An 18,619-nucleotide genomic window follows, 5' to 3' on the forward strand; every position below is an offset into this window, starting at 1 on the left:
TATCGTTCTCTCAGGGTCTTCAATGAAAAGAGCCGGCGCTTGTGGCGCCGCTCAGGTACGCCGGGTCACGCGTCGGACCAGGCGGTCGCCCGTGATTTGCACGGCCGAAACGAGTGCGATCAGGATCACGATCACGGTCGCCATGACGGTCGTGTCGAAACGCTGATAGCCGTAGCGGATCGCGAGATCGCCGAGCCCGCCCGCGCCGACGGCACCCGCCATCGCGGTCGAGCCGATCAGCGCGACGACGGTGATCGTGAAGCCGCCGAGCATGCCGGGCAGCGCCTCGGGCAGCAGCACGTGCCAGACGATGTGGCGGCGCTTCGCGCCCATCGCGAGCGCGGCCTCGATCAGCCCGCGATCGACTTCGCGCAGGCTCACCTCGGCGATCCGCGCGAAGAACGGGATCGCGGCGATCGACAGCGGCACGACGGCCGCCCATACGCCGATCGTCGTGCCGATCAGCACGCGCGTGAACGGCAGCAGCGCGACCAGCAGGATGATGAACGGCGTCGAGCGGAACACGTTGACGAGCGCGCCGAGCACCGCGTTCACGCCGCGCCGCTCGTAGATGCCGCCGGGCGCGGTCGTCACGAGGATCACCGCGAGCGGGACGCCGATCAGCGCCGCGACCGCGGCCGACGCGGCGACCATCGACAGCGTGTCGCGGATCGCGTCGAGCAGTTCGGGCCACCAGAGGTCAAACATAGCCGAGCACCTCCGCGTGATTCGCGTGGCGGCGCGCGCGTTCGAGCAGCGCCGCCACCGCACCGCCGCGGGCCGCCGGCTGGCCGGCGTCGTCCGCGCGCGGCGCCGCCGCGATCACGAGCCGCCCCTGCGCATGCCCCTGGATGCGCTCGATCCCGCCATGCAGGAAACGCACCGAGCCGCCGAGCGCCGCCGCGAGCGCGCCGACATCCGGCTCGCCGCCGCTCTCGCCCGTGTAACGGACGTCGAGCACGACGTGCGCGCCGTCGGGCAGCGCGGCCTGCTCGGGCAGCGGCTGCACGCGCGCGGCCAGCTCGGCCGGCAGGTCGTGCACGAGCGTGCTGAGCAGCGCGCGCGTCGCGCCGTGGCGCGGATCGCCGAACACGCGCCACACGGGGCCCGTTTCGACGACTTCGCCTTGTTCGATCACCGCGACCGTGTCACACACCGCGCGGATCACTTCCATCTCGTGCGTGATCAGCACGATCGTCAGCCCGAGGCGACGGTTGATGTCGGCGAGCAGTGCGAGGATCGACTGCGTCGTCTCGGGATCGAGCGCCGAGGTCGCCTCGTCGCACAGCAGTACCTCGGGATCGTGCACGAGCGCGCGGGCAATGCCGACGCGCTGCTTCTGTCCGCCCGACAGGCTGGCCGGATACGCGTCGCGTTTCGCGGCGAGCCCGACGAGTTCGAGCAGCGCCTCGACCTTGCGCACGCGCTCGGCCTTCGGCACGCCGGCGATCTTCAGCGGCAGCGCGACGTTCTCGAACACCGTCTTCGCGGACAGCAGGTTGAAATGCTGGAACACCATGCCGGTGCGACGCCGCAGCGCCACGAGCCCGTCCTCGTCGAGCGCGCCGACGTCGACGCCCTGCACGCGCACGCGGCCCGAGCTCGGCCGCTCGAGCCCGTTCACGAGCCGCAGCAGCGTCGACTTCCCCGCGCCGCTGCGGCCGATGATGCCGAACACCTCGCCGCGCCGCACGTCGAGCGTCACGTCGCGCAGCGCGGCGGCCTGGCCGCGCGGCGTCGCAAACACCTTGCCGACCTGCTCCAGCGACACGGCGGCGCCACCGGCGGCGGCCGCGGCCGCCGCGTCATGCGGGCCGGCAGCGGCGCCGGCACGCGCGGCCGATGCGTCGACGAAACCCAGCGTATCGAACAATTGCGTCATCGCTTCGCTCCGTCACGTTCAGGCATGCGCGGGATGCGCGGGTTCGGATGCCGGCACGGCAGCCGGCCGGTGCTGCGCGCCCGTGTGCCACGCGGGCAGGCGCGGGCCCGCGCCGAACAGCTTCTCGCGCAGCGTCGGCGCGGGATCGTAGTCTTCCTTGTAGACGCCGCGGTTCTGCAGCTCGGGCACGACCCAGTCGACGAAATCCTCGAACGACTCGGGCATCACGGTGCGCGTCAGGTTGAAACCGTCGATGCCCGTCTCGTCGATCCACGACTGCAGTTCGTCCGCGACCTGCGACGGCGAGCCGACGATCGGCGCATACCGGCCGCCGAGCGACATCTGTTCGAGCATCCGCCGCACGGTCCACGTGCCGGTCGTGCTCTTGCGCGAGATCGCGTCGACGGCCGACTGGATCGAGTCGGTCTTCACATACGAGATCGGTTCGTCGAGGCCGTACTTCGCGAAGTCGATGCCGGTCGAGCTCGCGAAATGCGCGAGGCCCGCTTCGGGGCTCGCATAGCGCCGGTATTCGTCGAATTTTTCACGCGCGAGCAATTCGGTCTCGGCCGTCACGACGCTCACGCCGGCAAAGATCCTGATCGACGCCGGATCGCGCCCCTGCCGCGCGGCAGCCGCACGGATGTCGAGCGCCGCCGCACGCGCGGCGGCCTTGCTCTGCCCGTTCACGAACACGCATTCGGCGTGACGGCCCGCGAACTCGACGCCGCGCGCGGACGAACCGGCCTGGTACAGCACCGGCGTGCGCTGCAGCGACGGCTCGCTCAGGTGGATCGCATCGATCGAATAGAAGGGCCCGTCGTGCTTCACGCGCCGCACCTTGCCCGGCTGCGCGAACACGCGCGCCTGCGCGTCGCGGATCACCGCGTCGTCGTCCCAGCTCTGCTCCCACAGCTTGTAGACGACGTCCATGTAGTCGTCCGCGCGCTCGTAGCGGTCGTCGTGGCCGATCTGCTGCGGGAGGCCCATCCCGCGTGCGGCGCTGTCGAGATAACCGGTGACGATGTTCCAGCCCACGCGCCCTTTCGTCAGGTGATCGAGCGTCGACATGCGGCGCGCGAACAGATAAGGCGGCTCGTAGGTCAGGTTCGCGGTCACGCCGAAGCCGAGATGCCGCGTGACCTGCGCCATCGCGGGCACCAGCAGCAGCGGATCGTTGACGGGCACCTGCACCGATTCGCGCAGCGCAACGTCGGGGCCGCCGCCGAACACGTCGTACACGCCGACGATGTCCGCGAGGAAGATCCCGTCGAACTTGCCGCGTTCGAGCGTTTTCGCGAGGTCGGCCCAGTAGTCGAGATCGGTGTAGTGCGCGGAGCGGTCGCGCGGATGCGTCCACAGCCCATGGTTGATGTGCCCGACGCAGTTCATGTTGAACGCGTTGAGCAGGATCTTCTTGCGGTTCGCCGTCGTCATGCCTGCCTCCGTCACCACGCGATCGCGTACAGCGAGCCGAACGCGTTGTCGAGCGCACGGCGCACGGCCGGCGACTGCTGGTAGATCGCGATGAACTTGCGGATGCGCGGGTCGTTCACGCTGTCCGGCCGCACGACCCACTGGATCGCGAAGATCTTGTTCTCGGTGCCGTCGAACAGCAGCGCGCTGTTCGGGTCGGTCGTGCCGGCGAGCTTGATGAAGCTCGGGTAGCCCTGCGCGAGATCGACGTCGTCGAGCGAACGCGCGAGTTGCGATGCCTCGAGCGGGATGATCTTCAGGTGCTTCGGGTTCGACACGATGTCGTGCGTCGTCGCGCGGTAGTCGGCACCCGGCTTCAGCTTGATGAGCCCCGCGCGCTGCAGCAGCAGCAACCCGCGCCCGCCGTTCACCGGATCGTTCGCGATCGCGACCTTCGCGCCGTCCTTCAGCTCGCTGAAGCTTTTCACCTTCTTCGAATAGAGGCCGATCTTCATGATCGTGCCGGGCGCGATCGACACGAAGTTGTAGCCGCCCTGCTTGTTCGCGTTCTCGAGGAACGGGATGTGCTGGAAGTAGTTGACGTCGATGTCCTTGTTCGCGAGCGCCGCGTTCGGCGTATTCCAGTCGGTGAATTCGACGATCCTCACGTCGAGCCCCTGCGCCTTCGCCTCCTTGGCGGCCACCTTCAGCGCCTCGATCTGCGGGCTCGTCGAAATGCCGACCTTCAGCGGCGCGGTGTCGGCCCGCGCACCATTGAGCAGTGCGACGCCGAGCAGGGCGGCGGCCAGCAGGCGCGCGACGCGGCCGGCGGAAAGACGGGCGGAAAAAACGGCATGCAGCATGGGAACCACTCTCCTGTCCAAAGACGGTATCGACGGATGAGCGACGCCGCGGCGAACGCACGGGCGTTCTCCGGACAAGGGTCAAGCACGTCGGAAAAGGATCAGCCGATGATAGAGAGCGGAGCGGGGACGGTCTACGAAGCGATTGTGCGAAGAAAATCGCGCGCCGCGATATGGCGGGTGGCCACGCGGGAGCGGGAGCGGGAGGCGGCCGGACGGCCAGCTGGCCGAAATCTCGGCCTGGACGCCGGGCGAATTCCGAAATCTCGGCCAGCCGGTCGGCCCGCCCTTTCCGCAGACGAAACAAATTCCTTACAAATCAATGCATTAAAAATATTCCAGCAGGCCGCATTTCTGGCATGGGGGTTGCGTAATAGACGGCACACGATGCCGCGAAGCGATGCAGGCATTCCAACATCAGGAGACACGTCTTGCAGACCTCTATCCATACCCCGTCCCATCCGGAGCCGGTTTCCAACGCCGTCGCCGCCCCGCGCGAGCGCTTCTGGCCGGAAGGCTGGTGGAAGCTGATGGAAATCCGCATCGGCATCATCCCGCTGCCCGTCTATTTCATCCTGCTTGCGCTGATCGTCGGCTTCTCGGTCACCGGCAAGGTGCCCGGCGAGATCTCGATGGCGATCGCGGTGCTCGCGTTCTTCGGCTTCACCTGCGCGGAACTGGGCAAGCGCCTGCCGCTCCTGCGCAACATCGGCGCCGCCGCGATCTTCGCGACCTTCGTGCCGTCGGCGCTCACCTACTACCACGTGCTGCCGAAGCCGGTGCTGAACCTGACGGTCGAGTTCACGAAGTCGACCAACTTCCTGTACCTGTTCATCGCGTCGATCATCGTCGGCAGCATCCTGAGCATGGACCGGCGCGTGCTGATCCAGGGCTTCGTGAAGATCTTCATCCCGCTCGCGGCCGGCTCGGTCGCGGCCGCGATCGTCGGCACGGCGGTGGGTACCGCGCTCGGCCTCGGCGCGCGTCACACGCTGCTGTACATCGTCGTGCCGATCATGGCGGGCGGCGTCGGCGAAGGCGCGATTCCGCTGTCGATCGGCTATTCGGAACTGATGCACCTGCCGCAAGGCGAGATGTTCGCGATGGTGCTGCCGCCGGTGATGCTCGGCAGCCTGACCGCGATCATCCTGTCGGGTGCGCTCGACATGCTCGGCAAGCGCTTCCCGCACCTGACCGGCAACGGCCGCCTGCAGGTCGGCGAATCGGGCGACATGACGCCCGAGAACGAGGAAATCCGCGGCCACGTCGACGTCTCGCACATCGCGGGCGCCGGCATCACGGCGATCACGCTGTACCTGGTCGGCCTGATGGCGCACAAGCTGTTCGGCCTGCCCGCGCCGGTCGCGATGCTGTTCCTCGCGGTGCTCGTGAAGCTCGCGCGCGCGGTGTCGCCGCCGCTGCAGGAAGGCGCGTTCGTCGTCTACAAGTTCTTCTCGACCGCCGTCACGTACCCGCTGCTGTTCGCGATCGGCGTCGCGATGACACCGTGGGACAAGCTGACCGCCGCGTTCACGATCGTCAACGTGGTCACGATCGTGTCGACCGTCGCGACGCTGATGGGCACCGGTTTCGTGGTCGGCCGCCTGATGAAGATGTACCCTATCGACACCGCAATCGTGAACGCCTGCCACAGCGGGCAAGGCGGCACCGGCGACGTCGCGATCCTCACTGCCGCGAACCGGATGCAGCTGATGCCGTTCGCGCAGATCGCCACCCGCATCGGCGGCGCGATCGTCGTCACGGTCACGCTGATCCTGATCGCACACTTCGGATGACGCGCCGCCGCGCGTTCCGTCGCGCAGGCCGCTTCGCACGCGCCGCCGCCGGCCTTGCCGGCGCGCGGCGCGCGTCGTTCGGGGCGTCGCTCCGGGCGGCCGGTTGCGGGCTTCGATGAGGGCGAACGTGCAGAAAAGCTTCAAGGGAATCCCGTGGTGGGGCTGGGCATCGGCCGGCGTGCTGTACGTGTGCGTGGCGGCCGCGGCCGTCGATTTCGCGTGGGAACGCGCGATCGACGCGCTCGAGGAAACCGGTGCGCACCGGCTCGACCTCTATGCGTCGAGCCTGAAGAGCGAACTCGGCCGCTTCGAGATCCTGCCCGGCCTGGTCGCGCGGCAGGACCGCGTGCGCGCGATGCTGAAAGCCGCGCCGCACGAAGCGCCCGAGCTCGTGCACACGGTGAACACCTACCTCGAAGCCGTGAACCGCGACGCGGGCAGCGGCGCGGTCGACGTGATCGACCTGCAGGGCGACGTGATCGCCGCCAGCAACTGGAACGAGACGCTCAGCTTCGTCGGCACCAACGTGTCGTACCGGCCGTATTTCAAGGACGCGCTCGCGCGCGGCAGCGGCCGCTTCTTCGGCATCGGCACCAACACCGGCGTGCCGGGCGTCTACTTCGCGAGCGCGGTGCGCGACGACGGCGTGCCGATCGGCGTCGCCGCTGTGAAGATCAGCGTCGATCCGCTCGAATCGGCGTGGCGCGCGCCGGGCGTCGCCGCGATGGTCGTCGACGGCAACGGCGTGGTCGTGATCTCGACCGAACCCGCGTGGAAATTCACCGCGCTGCGCCCGATCACCGCGCAGCAGCAGCGCGACATCCAGGCGTCGCGACAGTACGCGGGCCGCACCGTCGACGCGCTGCCGTACCGCCGCATCGGCGACCGCAGCGCGGCCGCGTGGTTCGGCACCTTCCCCGATCCGCGCCACGCCGGCCGCACCACACGCTATCTCGTGATGTCGCGCCCCGCGCCGCAGGCCGGCGATTCGCTGATGGTGCTGCTCGACATCGCGGGCGCGCGGCGCCAGCAGCAGACGGCCTTCGTGTTCGTCACCGGCGCGTTCCTGATCGCCGCGCTGCTGGCCGGTTACGCGATCCAGCGCCGCCGCGCGATCGTCGCGCGGCTGAACGCGCAGGACGCGCTGCGGCGCGCGAACGACCGGCTCGAGCTGACCGTCGCGCAGCGCACCGCCGCGCTGACGGCCGCGAACGAACGGATGCAGCGCGAGATCGTCGAGCGCGAGCGCACCGAGCAGCGGCTGCGCGCGTCGCAGCAGGAAGTCGTGCACGCGGGCAAGCTCGCGGTGCTCGGGCAGATGGCCGCCGGCCTCACGCACGAGCTGAACCAGCCGCTCGTCGCGATCCGCACGCTGTGCGACAACGCGCGCACGTTCTTCGAGCGCGGCCAGCCGGCGCCGGCGCTCGCCAATCTCGAACGGATCGGCAAGCTCGTCGACAGCATGGCCGTGCTCACCGGCGAGCTGAAGACCTTCGCGCGCAAGCCCGACGTCGAGCGCGTCGCGGTCTCGCTGAACGAGGCCGTCGCACATGCGCGGCTCATCTACGATGCGCGGATCCGCGACGAAGGCGTGCAACTCGACGTGCACATCGCGCCCGGCACCGCCGTGTCGGCCGAATCGAGCCAGTTGCAGCAGGTGATCGTGAACCTGCTCGGCAACGCGCTCGACGCGGTGCGCGACGCGCCCGTGCGCCGCATCGTCATCGAGGCCGCCGGGCCGGACGAAGCCGGCCGTGTGCGCTTCACCGTCGCCGACAGCGGCGCGGGCATCGCGCCCGAGGTGCTGCCGCACCTGTTCGAGCCGTTCGTCACGACCAAGCCGCGCGGCCAGGGCCTCGGGCTCGGCCTCGCGATCACGTCGCGCATCGTCGAGGCGTTCGGCGCGAAGATCGCCGCGACGAACCGCGACGAAGGCGGCGCGCAGTTCAGTATCGAATTCGCGGCGGCAACGCTGCAAAGGACAGAGCATGGAAGATGAGATTCGGGTGCTGGTCGTCGAGGACGATGAAAACGTCCGGATCGGCGTCGAGCAGGCGGTGGCGCTTGCGGGCTTCGCGGTCGAGGCCTTCGCGTCGGCCGCCGACGCGCTTCATCACGTCGCGCCCGGCGCGCCGGTCGTGATCGTGTCAGACGTGCGGATGCCGGGCATCGACGGGCTGCAGTTGCTCGATCGCGTGATGGCCATCGACGCGCAGATCCCGGTCGTGCTGATCAGCGGCCACGCCGATATCTCGACGGCCGTTGGCGCGATGCAGGTCGGCGCGTACGACTTCATCGAGAAACCGTTTTCGTCGGACGTGATCGCGGGGCGCGTCGCACGCGCGGTCGAGAAGCGCCGCCTGACGCTCGAGGTGCAGGGCCTGCGCGCGGCGCTGAACAACTGGCAGGGCATCGAGGCGTTCGTGCTCGGCAAGTCGCCCGCGATGGCCGACGTGCGCAAGAAGATCCTGCGTCTCGCCGATACGTCGGTGTCGGTGCTGATCACCGGCGAAACGGGCACCGGCAAGGAACTGATCGCGCGCAGCCTGCACGACTTCGGCGGCCGGCGCGACGCGCATTTCGTCGCGCTGAACTGCGGCGGCCTGCCCGAGCAGGTGTTCGAAAGCGAACTGTTCGGCCACGAGGCCGGCGCGTTCACGGGTGCGATCAAGAAGCGCATCGGCAAGATCGAATGGGCGGACGGCGGCACGCTGTTCCTCGACGAGATCGAGACGATGCCGGTTCCGCTGCAGGTCAAGATGCTGCGCGTGCTGCAGGAGCGCGTGGTCGAGCGGCTCGGCGCGAACGAGCTGATTCCGGTGGACTGCCGCGTGGTCGCCGCGTCGAAGGCGGATCTTGCCGAACTGGCGGCCGACGGCCGCTTCCGCGCCGACCTTTTGTATCGCCTCAACGTCGCGCAGATCGAACTGCCGCCGCTGCGCGAGCGGCGCGAAGACGTGCCGCTGCTGTTCGAGCATTTCGTGCTCGCGGCCACACGGCGCTTCGGGCAGCCGGCACCGGTCGTCACGGCTGCGCAGGTATCCGAACTGATGACGCACGCCTGGCCCGGCAACGTGCGCGAGCTGCAGAACGTGGCCGACCGCTTCGTGCTCGGGCTGACCGGCGACAGCCTGCTGTCGTCCGGCGGCACGCCGACCGCGGGCGGCACGCTCGCGGAGCAGCTCGCGTACTTCGAGCGGATGCTGATCGAGGACATGCTGCAGCGTCACAACGGCAACGTCGCAGAGGCCAGCGAAGCGCTCGGCATGCCGAAGAAGACGCTCTATCACAAGCTGCGCAACCTGCGGATTCCCGCGCGCGGCGACGCGGCGGCCGATGGCGGCGAATGACGCGAACGAGGACACGCAGAGCATGGATCGCATCGAAGTCACCGAACAGGGCCGCATCGCCGGCCACCTGATCCGCGGCGTCACGCGCGCGCAGAAAACCTTCCGCCCGAGCGACTGGCCGGAGCGCCTCGCGGGCGTCATCACGCTGTTCGTCGGCGAGCGGCGGCCCGGTTATCCGTGCGCGCTGTCGCGGCTCGCGATGCCGGTGGTCGACGGCGGCGTCAAATGCCTGTTCGTGTCGGATGAATTGCGCACCGTCTGCACGGACGCCTTCGATTTCGCGATGCAGTTCGCGACCGACAACGACCTCCCCGTCGAGCTTCAGACGGTGCCCGCGCTGGCGGTGCGCTGAAACACACATAGCGCTCGGCGGTTTAGAACCTCCAACAAAACGAGGCATTCGTGAAAATCGACGCTTGCGACATCTGCCAGCAACGGCTTCAACATTCATTGCTTCAGCGCTTCCAAGCGCTCGCACACCAAGTTATCCGCCGCGAGCCTGCGCAGCTATTCTTCTCGATCTAACGTGTGATCGTTTCCACCATGGGCACGGTCGATGATCGAGCTTCAACCACTCGTCGCTGATCCTGCATCAGCCGACGTATCAGCGGCGTCGCGATAAAGGTACTCGCAATGGCCATGATGACGAGCATCGTGAAGGTCTGCTTGGGAAGCACGCCGAGATCGTAACCAATGTTCAACGCGATCAGTTCCATCAATGCGCGCGTATTCATCGAAACTCCGATGGCAGCCGCGCTCCTTCGGCTTTCACCCATGATGCGACTGGCGATATAGGTACCACCGAACTTCGCAACGAAGGCGAGCAGGCATACCAAGCCACAAACCACCCAGTCATGCAGTGTCGCCAGGGATCCCACGTCGGTTCGCAACCCCGTATAAGCAAAGAAAACGGGGATAAAAAACACGTGTACGAAGCCGCTTACCCGCTCGTTCCACTGCGCCACAAATTGTCGGTTTTCATGCAGTGCAACACCGATCACGAAACCGCCGATGATGGCGAAAATACCCAGGCTACTCGTGATCGACGCCGATACGAGTAGCGTCAGGAGTATCCATGCAATCGCGCTCGTACTCAATTGCCGTTCCGCGACCAGGACGCGCGAAAGCCAATACCGCATTGCGGGGCGCACGACCAACAGCACAGCACCGACGTAACCAAGCACCAGCAATGCGTTGAGTGCAAACTGCGCGGGATCAAAACGCGATATGACCATCGTGGAAACCGCGCCGAGCAACAGCCACCCAAAGATGTCATCAATCGCCGCTGAGCCGATCGTCAGCGCCGCCGTCCGTGTGTGCGATAGACCAAGCTCCATGAAGATCCGACCGAGAATCGGAATAGCGGTGATCGATATGGCCGTAGCAAAGAACAACCTGAACGCACGCAGATCGGGGCGTGGCTCGGCGAGCGTCTCCCATAGCCACGGAGCAGTGACAAAACCCAACGAAAATGGCACGGCCACACCCACGATACTGATCACCGCAATGGCCGACCGCCCCTGCCGCAACTGCACCTTGAAATCGAACTCCATCCCGATTTGGAACATCAGCAGGATCAGCCCCACCTGTGCGATGCCGACAAAGATCGCTGACGTCTCCGGTACGAAAACGGCATGCATCACCTCCGGGAAAAGCTTGCCGAGCAGACTCGGGCCAAGCACCAAGCCAGCCAATATCTCGCCTGCGACGGCGGTCTGCCCGAGAAATCGCCTGCTCAGCCAAACGACGCTACGCGTGACCAACAGGATGACGATCAATTGATAAAGTAGCTGCAATACCAGATGCTCAGCGGAAGAGCCCACTGCAGATTGCGCCTGGTTTACGAGCGTAGCAGATGGCGCCGCGACACTGGACGCGGCCAAGGTTTGACTCATGAATAGCCCTAGTAACTTGAATACGAACGGAGTAGATAACGACACTTCGTCGCTTAGATTGCTGGTCTGTGCCAGCCTCCGAGAAGTTGCTCCAGCGCCAACGCAGCGGAAAGCGTCAAATGATCGCCGCCATACGGCCCCACGACCTGTACCGACAACGGCAGGCCGTGCGCGCCTAACCCGACCGGCACGACGGTCGCGGGCAACTCCATGACGTTGAATAGCGCCGACAAGCCGATATCGGCAGGATGCAGCATCGCGTCGCCATGCCTGGGTGCGACGCCGCGGACCGGTGGAAGCAGCAGAAGGCCGTCGTCGCCGAGGGACCTCAGAAGGCGCCGATTCAGTGCGCCTAACTCCTGAAATCGTCGCAGTTGCGCCGCCCGTCCGGGCGACAACCACCGCTCGGACGCGCACGTCAGCCAAGCCGCCGCAGTGTGCCGAGGCTTTCCGATCAGTCGACGTCCCAGTTCCCGGCCCAGGTTCGGGGGCCGCCCTTGTCCGATAAGCGCCTGCAAGCTAGGCCCGCCGCATGCCGATACGGCAGTCGCCCAAAGTTCGAACGCATTGGCCAGCAGTGGATCGGACCACGGAACAACAATCGCGCCGGCGGACTCCAGGGCGACTGCAGCTCGGCGCACCGCAGCACTGGCCTCGGCGTGAACCGACCGTCGTCGTCCGATCGGTGGGGCGTCACACATCAGAACCCGACGACCTTTCAAGCGCGCCATGGCCGGTTCCGACAGCATGCATAACTTCACGTTTCTGTCGAAACCGTCCTCTCCTGCCATGACGCGCAGAACTAGCATCAGATCTTCAGCGCGCCGTGCCATGGGTCCCGGCGCGAAGTACCGCGCCATGTCCTGCGCGCCGGGCAGCGAGCCAAACATTTCATCGAGAGGCACATGCCCCGTTAACGGCGCCGTTCGACTCGACGGCTTATGACCAAACACGCCACAATATGCGGCCGGAATCCGGATCGAGCCACCGCCATCCGTACCGATACCAAACACCGATCCGCCGGTTGCCACGATGGCGGCCTCCCCGCCGCTGCTCCCCCCTGCCGACCTCCCTACACACCAGGGATTCTCGGTGCGACCGTACACAAGGTTGCTCGCCGCAGGCCACAAGGCCATCTCCGATTGGTTGGTCAAGCCAATGACTATCGCGCCGGCAGCCCTGATGCGTGCAATGACCGTTGCATCCGCCTTGGCTCGATGCGCGAGTCGAAGTGTCGATCCCGCCGTATGCGGCAACCCTCCGAAACCCAGGCCTTCCTTCACCGTACAGGGCACCCCGTGCAGAGGGCCTAGCGTCTCGCCTCGCAGGACCATTCGCTCTGCATGGCGCGCTTCTTCGAGAGCCGCATGGAATCGCTCGTGCGCGATCGCATTGATAGATGCATCCACCCGCTTCGCGTGCTCGATATGCGCACTGACCACTTCCACCGGAGACAACTCCCGTCGCCTCACGTCCGCGGCAATTTGTGCGGCACTCAAGCCCATCAGGTCATGACACGAGCATGTCCCCTGATCGCCGCTACCGTCATCAGCATTCATCACATCCATCGCAATCTCAATGTGCCGAGACAGCATCGGCGCGGCTAGGTTGTTGAAAAGTCCCGCTACCCTCCGTCAGTCCCGACGCGTTCATCGTATTCAATGGCGGATGCTGCGAGCGATCAACCTCAGGTAGGCGGAGAAAACCGCCGTTGGGTTCGAATGGTGACGACAAAACCGAAGGCGCAGTTCCATACTTGTAGAACAACGATGGCCTTATCCGCAGCACCAAAGATCTCGCCGCATCCTTGCAGGCCCCGACGAGATGGTGTGCCGCCAGCGATATGTGTTTGAACGATGGCTGCCATGCCACATAGCGCATCAGTCGCAAACGCAAAACGACCAACAACCAGTAATATCGCGCGGCGTAGCGCGGACGCGCCCTCTCATCGGCCCGATACAAATCGAAGTTGACCGATCGGTCGTACAGATTGGGTAACAACTCTGGTCCAATCGCCGAGCGCGAATCAATAATCTCGTCGATCAGGCAGGGAAACGGGTACGGACTTGGCTGCTTTTCACGCGAGTACCGTGGCAACAGCTCTGCAAGTTGACGAGCCTGTTGGCCGTCAAGAAATCCACCGTTCACGTAGTTCGGCAGAAGAATCTGGAAGTAGGCCATATTGGCAAATAGCAGCGTCCATGCCATCCGCATCGGATCGTGCATGATCTCGTACCACTTGCTCCAGGTATCCTGCAGCGCCAGCTGCGCTTGAATATGTTCCTCAAGACAGTCTACGTAGGATTGACGCAATACACCGCCCATGTCCTTCTGGATCATGGCGGCCACGTGCGGAATCTGTTGTGCCAGATAGGCTAGACCCGCGCTATTTGCCGGGTCGAACGTGAAAGCCGCATCGCCGATCAGAAACCAGCCATCAGTCGAATAGTATTGCTTCGACTCGTACATGTAGTTCCGGTAGCTGTTCACATCATGCACTTCCCCCGATCGAACAAGGTCGCACAATACGGGGTGATCGTTCCGCATGCGAGTGAGAAAATCGTCCACGCTCGACACATCCGATTCGCTCATTTCAGGTCGATAGGTGATGCCAATGCTGACCAGGTCCTCGCCCGTTTCGGAGCGCATCGGGATAACCCAGATCCAATAGCCTCGACCGTAGAAGTGGTGCGTGACATAGTAGGCGTCATAGCAATGGTGTTCGATACGCTCGGCACTTATCCTCGACAGCGCCGTCCGATCGAAGCGCTTCAACCGAAACCAGAAGGAACTCCGTTGATAGGAAGGCTCCTTCTTCAAATCAAGCTTCCGAGCCAAGAAGCGATTACGCCCGCTCGCATCGACGATCCAGTCGGCATGAAACGACATCTCATCACCGTCTCGACGCTTTATCGTCAGTTGATGAGTGCTCGATGCACCGACACCCAGGTCAACACCGATCACATCTCCGTCAATGCGCGCGACGCCGATGTCATCGTTGATCTGACGGATATCCCGGTCGAACGTCCAGCGATTCAGATTGAAGGCTGGCATGCGAATCACACCAGGCGCTTCATGCACCACGTATCGCCGACACGCAGGATCCGTCGACAGTTTGAAGTAGTAAGTCAAACCATACTTGTGGTAATGGCGCTCTTCAAGGAGCTGGGACAGTCCCAGCCCCTTGAGAAAATGAGTCGTCAACTCGACGGTCGACTCGCCGACCAAGGGACGCTCCCGGTCGTGCCGGCCTATCACTATCACCTCCACACCGGGTAATCGTTTCCGGAAGTACATGGCGGCCAGGTTGCCGGACACGCCAGAACCGATAATGGCGATCCTTGACATAGATAAGAGTCCTTATTTTCTGGATAGTGATAGTGAAGGCATTTCCCCGCGCTTGATCAGAGTGCCTTGACGATGCGCACGATCTCTGCAGGTTCCAGTCGACGGGTGTAGTCGCTATCGACAAAGGCATACGCGACGCTTCCGTTCTGGCCGATAACATAAGTTGCGGCGAGTGGAAGCTCGTAGCTCGCATCGCCATTGAAGGCTGGCAGATCGACGCCAAGATCCCGATAGATGGGCCGCATGTCGGTGGCGAGCGAAAACACCAGGCCAAAGGATCGTGCGATGTGGTTCCCCGCATCGCTCAGCACCGGAAAGTCGATCGCGCTTGCCTTCACCGTAGCCGCCGTCGATTGCGGGGTCTGCGGCGAAACGGCGACCAAGGTTGCACCTGCCTCTCGGATTTCCGGAAGCGCATGCTGAAGCGCCGCCAAGGTCAAGTTGCAGAACGGGCACCACTGTCCCCGGTAGAAGGTCAGGACCACCGGTCCGTCCTTGAGCAATTCGCTCAATCGCACAATGCTCCCCTCAGCATCGGGGAGTTCAAAGGCCGGGGCGCGAGCGCCTGCCTTTAATGCCGTTTCCGCAATCCCCGAGGCTGCGAGATCCGCAGCCGCCTTACCCATCGCCTGGAGTGCCTCGGCTGGCACCTTATCGGCCATTCCTGCCTTGAGCGCATCGATTTGAGTCGACAGTGACATGATGACAATCTCCTTGATAACTGGCTAACGCTGATGTTTGACGTCGCTGACAACGCGACCCGTCTTCCGCAGAGTCCTTAGGGCTCTACCGACTATGCGATCAGTAGCAGGGACGCCTTCACGCCCCCACCGTTCGCAAAGTTCACACACCCATTCAGGGGATGTTTTGCTGGCATCGTTCAACCAATTGGCGACCGAGTCCTGGACATATCGCGCATCGTCCGCCTTGAGCGCTTCGAGTAGCGGCTCCGCAATTTCCGGATGGGTCTTGAGCAGCGTGATGTGCTCGCACCAAACCCCGCGCGGTCGAATGCTCTCCGACGCGAACCGCCGAACGTTCGGATCCGACGACGCCGTCCAAGCGAGCAGTATCGAGATGGCACCTTGCACATCTGCGGCGACATACGGACGAACGGCTATCCAAGCCCATTCGCGCACACCAAAGTGAGTGTCCGCCGCGTACGGCCGAGCGGCGTCCAATCGCGCGCAGAGCCCCAAGCCTGCGTCCGCACGCGTAACCGCGAATGCCGCCCACGACCGAACTGTGTCCGAGATGTGATGGCGAAGACCGTCCCGTGCGACCGTCGCCTTCCTTACCGGCAGATCGAGAACTGCCTCACCGATTGCCAACCCGATAGCCGCCATCTGATGGCTGATGCCCTTGGAGGCCACCTTCTCCTGCGCGGCGAGAACGCTCTCAAGCGCTACATCGAGCCCCATCAAAGGCAGCACCGCTTTCGCCAACGCGACCTGGTCGATCGCCAGGCATTCGGCCAAATTTGTCGTTGCAGCCAGTCCGCTATTCAGAGCGGTTTTTCTCTCAGGTACTAAACCAGGCACGGCGTTACTCCATTTCTATCGTGTGAGTGGTGTGGCGACACCTCTTGGCCACCGACTCCCAGCGCCCTGGGGAAAGAATGTTCAGTGGATCCAATGCCGCCTTGATCTTGCCGGCCACCGCCCAAAACCCTTGCGTTTCGTCCACGATCGAAGACGTATTGCGTACGTGGACCCGGTACGGCAAAAATCCTGATTGCCTCCCAACCGACAGCAATTCATCCCAACATTCGCGAGCCGCCTTGCACGCTCCTGCGTCCGTCCTGTCAAACAACAGCGGCAGCGTGCAGTCGAAGGAACGTTCTGAAACGCTGGTCAGCGTGATGGGCGAGTCGAATCCATGACGAGAGCACACGCCGCGAGCGAGGTCCACAAATCGCCGTGCGTCCTTGCCTCGCAGCGGTACGATAGGCGCATACCAAAGCAAGCCACATCCGTCACGCGATGGGTGGCGATCGTGCACTGGCGGCGCCCCCGCATGTCGATACGCCAGCGGCAATGCGACTTCTCCCGGGACACCCTCCAGCAGCGACAATCCTTGCTTCATCACGTCGACCATCTCGGCGAATCGCCGAGCTCGCGCGCCTGGCAAGCACCTCGCCAAGCGGTCGAGCCGCGCGGCCTTCGCGGGCGTCATAAATACGATTCGCCTCGCCACGTCATCGAGCGTGCGGCGAACCACGTGTCGAGTGGCTCTAGCGTGAAAGCGTGTGCCGTAGATAGCACCAATACCCATCCACGGCGCCACGCCCATACGCCTTGCTAGCGCGACGGCATCGGCGTCACTTCCGTTCGCCACATCATCGGCATGACGATGCCGCCCCGACATCGCCAGCACGCGAGCCGCACTCATAAGATTGATTCCGCCGATATTTGCGCCCGCCTCCTGAAGCAAGCGCCGCGTGGCCTCCACCGCCGATTCCAGCTTGGACTCGGCATCAATCCAGAAATAGAACGCCTCGACGCACGCAGGCCGTCGTGCCAACGCGACCGTCATACTGGTAACGATCCCTACATGGCCTTGAGTAAAGATTCCATCGAGATAAGGCCCGACACCCCACTTGAATGCACCCATTCCTTCCTTGTCCGCCATCGGCGAGCGATACATACTGCCGTCTGGCAAGACTGCTTCGAGTGCAGTCACGGCGGCAAAATGATCGGCCACAGGAGTAATCCCGTAGCCGCGTTCGAGCGCATTGCCTACGACGCTGCATCCCGGCCCCGCCCCCGTGGTCGGCACCATAAACGGCAAATGACGCTCATCCATCCACGCGCGCAAGGCTCCTTGGGTGACGCCTGGTTCGAGCGTCACCAAACCAAGATCAGCGTCGAACGCCCTGATCTCGCACATGCGGGATAGATCGACGATCGCGCAGCCGCCTCGCGGTGGATTAGCGGTACCGTAGCCCCAATTGCGTCCCGTACTAATGGGATGGATCGGCACACGATACGTCGACGCAATGCGAACAACTTCCTGCACTTGCAGGGTATTGGATGGCACGACGATGGCAACGGCTTGCCGAGCGTAGTCGCTCGTATCCTGCGCGTATCGCTCAATCGTTTGGACGTCGTCGCGCACCCATTCGACACCGAGCGCCGTGCGCCACGCCTCTATGGCCGCATTCATCATCGGGGATCGTCCTCTCGACTCACAATGCCCCCGAAAGGCCGCCCAGACGAAGAAAAATCGATAACTGCCGCACATCGGCTTTGCGTGCACGCGGTAACGCCCTGAACCGACGCTTCAGTTCCCCTGCCGACGCGGTCATATGCCTGTCCGGGCTTTTGATTACAATTTGCAGTGGGCTGATAATCGTCGAGTAGACGCGTCCTCGATGACGTAGATGACGCCGCGTGAGCGTTTCGTATTCCTGCCTCGTAAAGGCAGCGTGAAGCGAATGGTAGTAGTCGTCGACCAACTCCTGACTCTCTCCCTCCGCCGCCCGGCTCACGAAATAGCGAATGGAATCCGGATGACGAAGCCGGCCGAAATCGTTGAAATAGACAGCACCATCCGGCTTGAGCACACGATCAATTTGAGCAAATGTCTTGTCCAGTGCTTCCACATCGGGAAGATGATGAAACGCCATGGACGACACCACAACGTCAACGCTCTTATCGTCGACGCCACTCAACGTCGTCATATCGCCGCAGAGCAGTTCGACATTGCTCACCCTTTTTGCCGCGAAACTACTCTCAGCTCTCGACAACATGGTTTGCGACATGTCCAAACCGACGAACTCCGAGCGCGGATTCAGTTCGGCAAGCTGACCAAGCAGATTGCAGGGCCCGCAACCTACATCCAGGACGACCTCATCGGGTCGAATCATCCGGCACATTTGCGCAAGGTGATAGAGGTAGACCCCGGACAGCGCACCACTCTGGCGCCCACCGTTTGCATACGCATCGACCGACTCATCGCCCTCCATGACCAGACACGGCTCGGGTGTTCGAGGCAAAGATTTGCGCGCCGTGGTTTCGCGCACAATGGTTTTGAATAGTTCTGGTACGAACATCATGCTCCCCTCTAC

15 protein-coding genes are annotated in these 18,619 nt (G+C 64.0%); 4 read left to right on the forward strand and 11 right to left on the reverse strand.

All coding sequences use genetic code 11. The features are described from left to right. Positions 1–51: 51 nt before the first annotated feature. The 4 genes from DPV79_RS13065 to DPV79_RS13080 are packed head-to-tail and all read right to left on the reverse strand — an operon-like array spanning position 52 to position 4,161. Positions 52–708 carry a methionine ABC transporter permease gene (locus tag DPV79_RS13065; protein WP_027790485.1) on the reverse strand — a complete coding sequence of 219 codons (657 nt, stop codon included), beginning with the start codon at positions 706–708 and terminating at the stop codon, positions 52–54. Continuing rightward, a complete protein-coding gene (locus tag DPV79_RS13070; RefSeq protein WP_059554089.1) occupies positions 701–1,882 on the reverse strand; it encodes a methionine ABC transporter ATP-binding protein in 1,182 nt (393 codons plus the stop codon). Before DPV79_RS13070 ends, DPV79_RS13065 begins: the two co-directional genes overlap by 8 nt. Before the next feature lie 18 nt (positions 1,883–1,900). Further along, positions 1,901–3,319: an LLM class flavin-dependent oxidoreductase gene (locus DPV79_RS13075; protein ID WP_113045590.1), complete on the reverse strand. Its 1,419-nt coding sequence runs from the start codon at positions 3,317–3,319 to the stop codon at positions 1,901–1,903. An 11-nt stretch (positions 3,320–3,330) separates the two neighbouring features. After that, positions 3,331–4,161, reverse strand: coding sequence for a MetQ/NlpA family ABC transporter substrate-binding protein (locus DPV79_RS13080; RefSeq protein ID WP_021156388.1), 831 nt, complete (start codon positions 4,159–4,161; stop codon positions 3,331–3,333). Between the two features lie 431 nt (positions 4,162–4,592). Between DPV79_RS13080 and DPV79_RS13085 the strand changes: the two genes are divergently transcribed. The 4 genes from DPV79_RS13085 (at position 4,593) to DPV79_RS13100 (ending at position 9,659) form a co-directional block, all read left to right on the forward strand. Further along, positions 4,593–5,957: a 2-hydroxycarboxylate transporter family protein gene (locus DPV79_RS13085; RefSeq protein WP_021156390.1), complete on the forward strand. Its 1,365-nt coding sequence runs from the start codon at positions 4,593–4,595 to the stop codon at positions 5,955–5,957. Positions 5,958–6,072: 115 nt separating this feature from the next. Further along, positions 6,073–7,956, forward strand: coding sequence for a sensor histidine kinase (locus tag DPV79_RS13090; RefSeq protein ID WP_113045591.1), 1,884 nt, complete (start codon positions 6,073–6,075; stop codon positions 7,954–7,956). Further along, entirely contained in the window at positions 7,946–9,307 is a 1,362-nt protein-coding gene (locus DPV79_RS13095; RefSeq protein ID WP_113045592.1) for a sigma-54-dependent transcriptional regulator, read from the forward strand. The genes DPV79_RS13090 and DPV79_RS13095 overlap by 11 nt, the downstream gene beginning before the upstream one ends. A 22-nt stretch (positions 9,308–9,329) precedes the next feature. Next, positions 9,330–9,659 carry a DUF3579 domain-containing protein gene (locus DPV79_RS13100; protein ID WP_113045659.1) on the forward strand — a complete coding sequence of 110 codons (330 nt, stop codon included), beginning with the start codon at positions 9,330–9,332 and terminating at the stop codon, positions 9,657–9,659. Between the two features lie 169 nt (positions 9,660–9,828). On the opposite strand, the gene DPV79_RS13105 is transcribed toward DPV79_RS13100, so the two are convergent. Genes DPV79_RS13105 through DPV79_RS13135 form a run of 7 tightly spaced genes read right to left on the reverse strand, consistent with a single transcriptional unit; the run spans position 9,829 to position 18,607 of the window. Beyond that, entirely contained in the window at positions 9,829–11,202 is a 1,374-nt protein-coding gene (locus DPV79_RS13105) for a cation:proton antiporter (RefSeq protein ID WP_113045593.1), read from the reverse strand. Between the two features lie 53 nt (positions 11,203–11,255). Next, the gene (locus DPV79_RS13110; RefSeq protein WP_165843510.1) at positions 11,256–12,770 is read right to left on the reverse strand and encodes an amidase; all 1,515 of its coding nucleotides are present in this window, start codon (positions 12,768–12,770) and stop codon (positions 11,256–11,258) included. Positions 12,771–12,777: 7 nt separating this feature from the next. Continuing rightward, positions 12,778–14,550 carry an NAD(P)/FAD-dependent oxidoreductase gene (locus DPV79_RS13115; protein ID WP_113045595.1) on the reverse strand — a complete coding sequence of 591 codons (1,773 nt, stop codon included), beginning with the start codon at positions 14,548–14,550 and terminating at the stop codon, positions 12,778–12,780. Between the two features lie 56 nt (positions 14,551–14,606). Continuing rightward, positions 14,607–15,251, reverse strand: a complete 645-nt coding sequence (locus DPV79_RS13120; protein WP_060233800.1) for a peroxiredoxin-like family protein — start codon at positions 15,249–15,251, stop codon at positions 14,607–14,609. A 24-nt stretch (positions 15,252–15,275) separates the two neighbouring features. Then, positions 15,276–16,091, reverse strand: coding sequence for a DNA alkylation repair protein (locus tag DPV79_RS13125; RefSeq protein ID WP_113045596.1), 816 nt, complete (start codon positions 16,089–16,091; stop codon positions 15,276–15,278). Between the two features lie 4 nt (positions 16,092–16,095). Further along, positions 16,096–17,718 (reverse strand): FAD-binding oxidoreductase, encoded by a 1,623-nt coding sequence (locus tag DPV79_RS13130; RefSeq protein WP_165843511.1) that lies wholly within the window; start codon positions 17,716–17,718, stop codon positions 16,096–16,098. A 19-nt stretch (positions 17,719–17,737) separates the two neighbouring features. Next, on the reverse strand, positions 17,738–18,607 hold the full coding sequence (locus DPV79_RS13135; RefSeq protein ID WP_196482544.1) for a class I SAM-dependent methyltransferase: 870 nt from the start codon (positions 18,605–18,607) through the stop codon (positions 17,738–17,740). Between the last annotated feature and the right edge of the window lie 12 nt (positions 18,608–18,619).

This window comes from Burkholderia reimsis (genome assembly GCF_003294055.1).
GTDB classification, from domain to species: Bacteria; Pseudomonadota; Gammaproteobacteria; order Burkholderiales; family Burkholderiaceae; genus Burkholderia; species Burkholderia cepacia.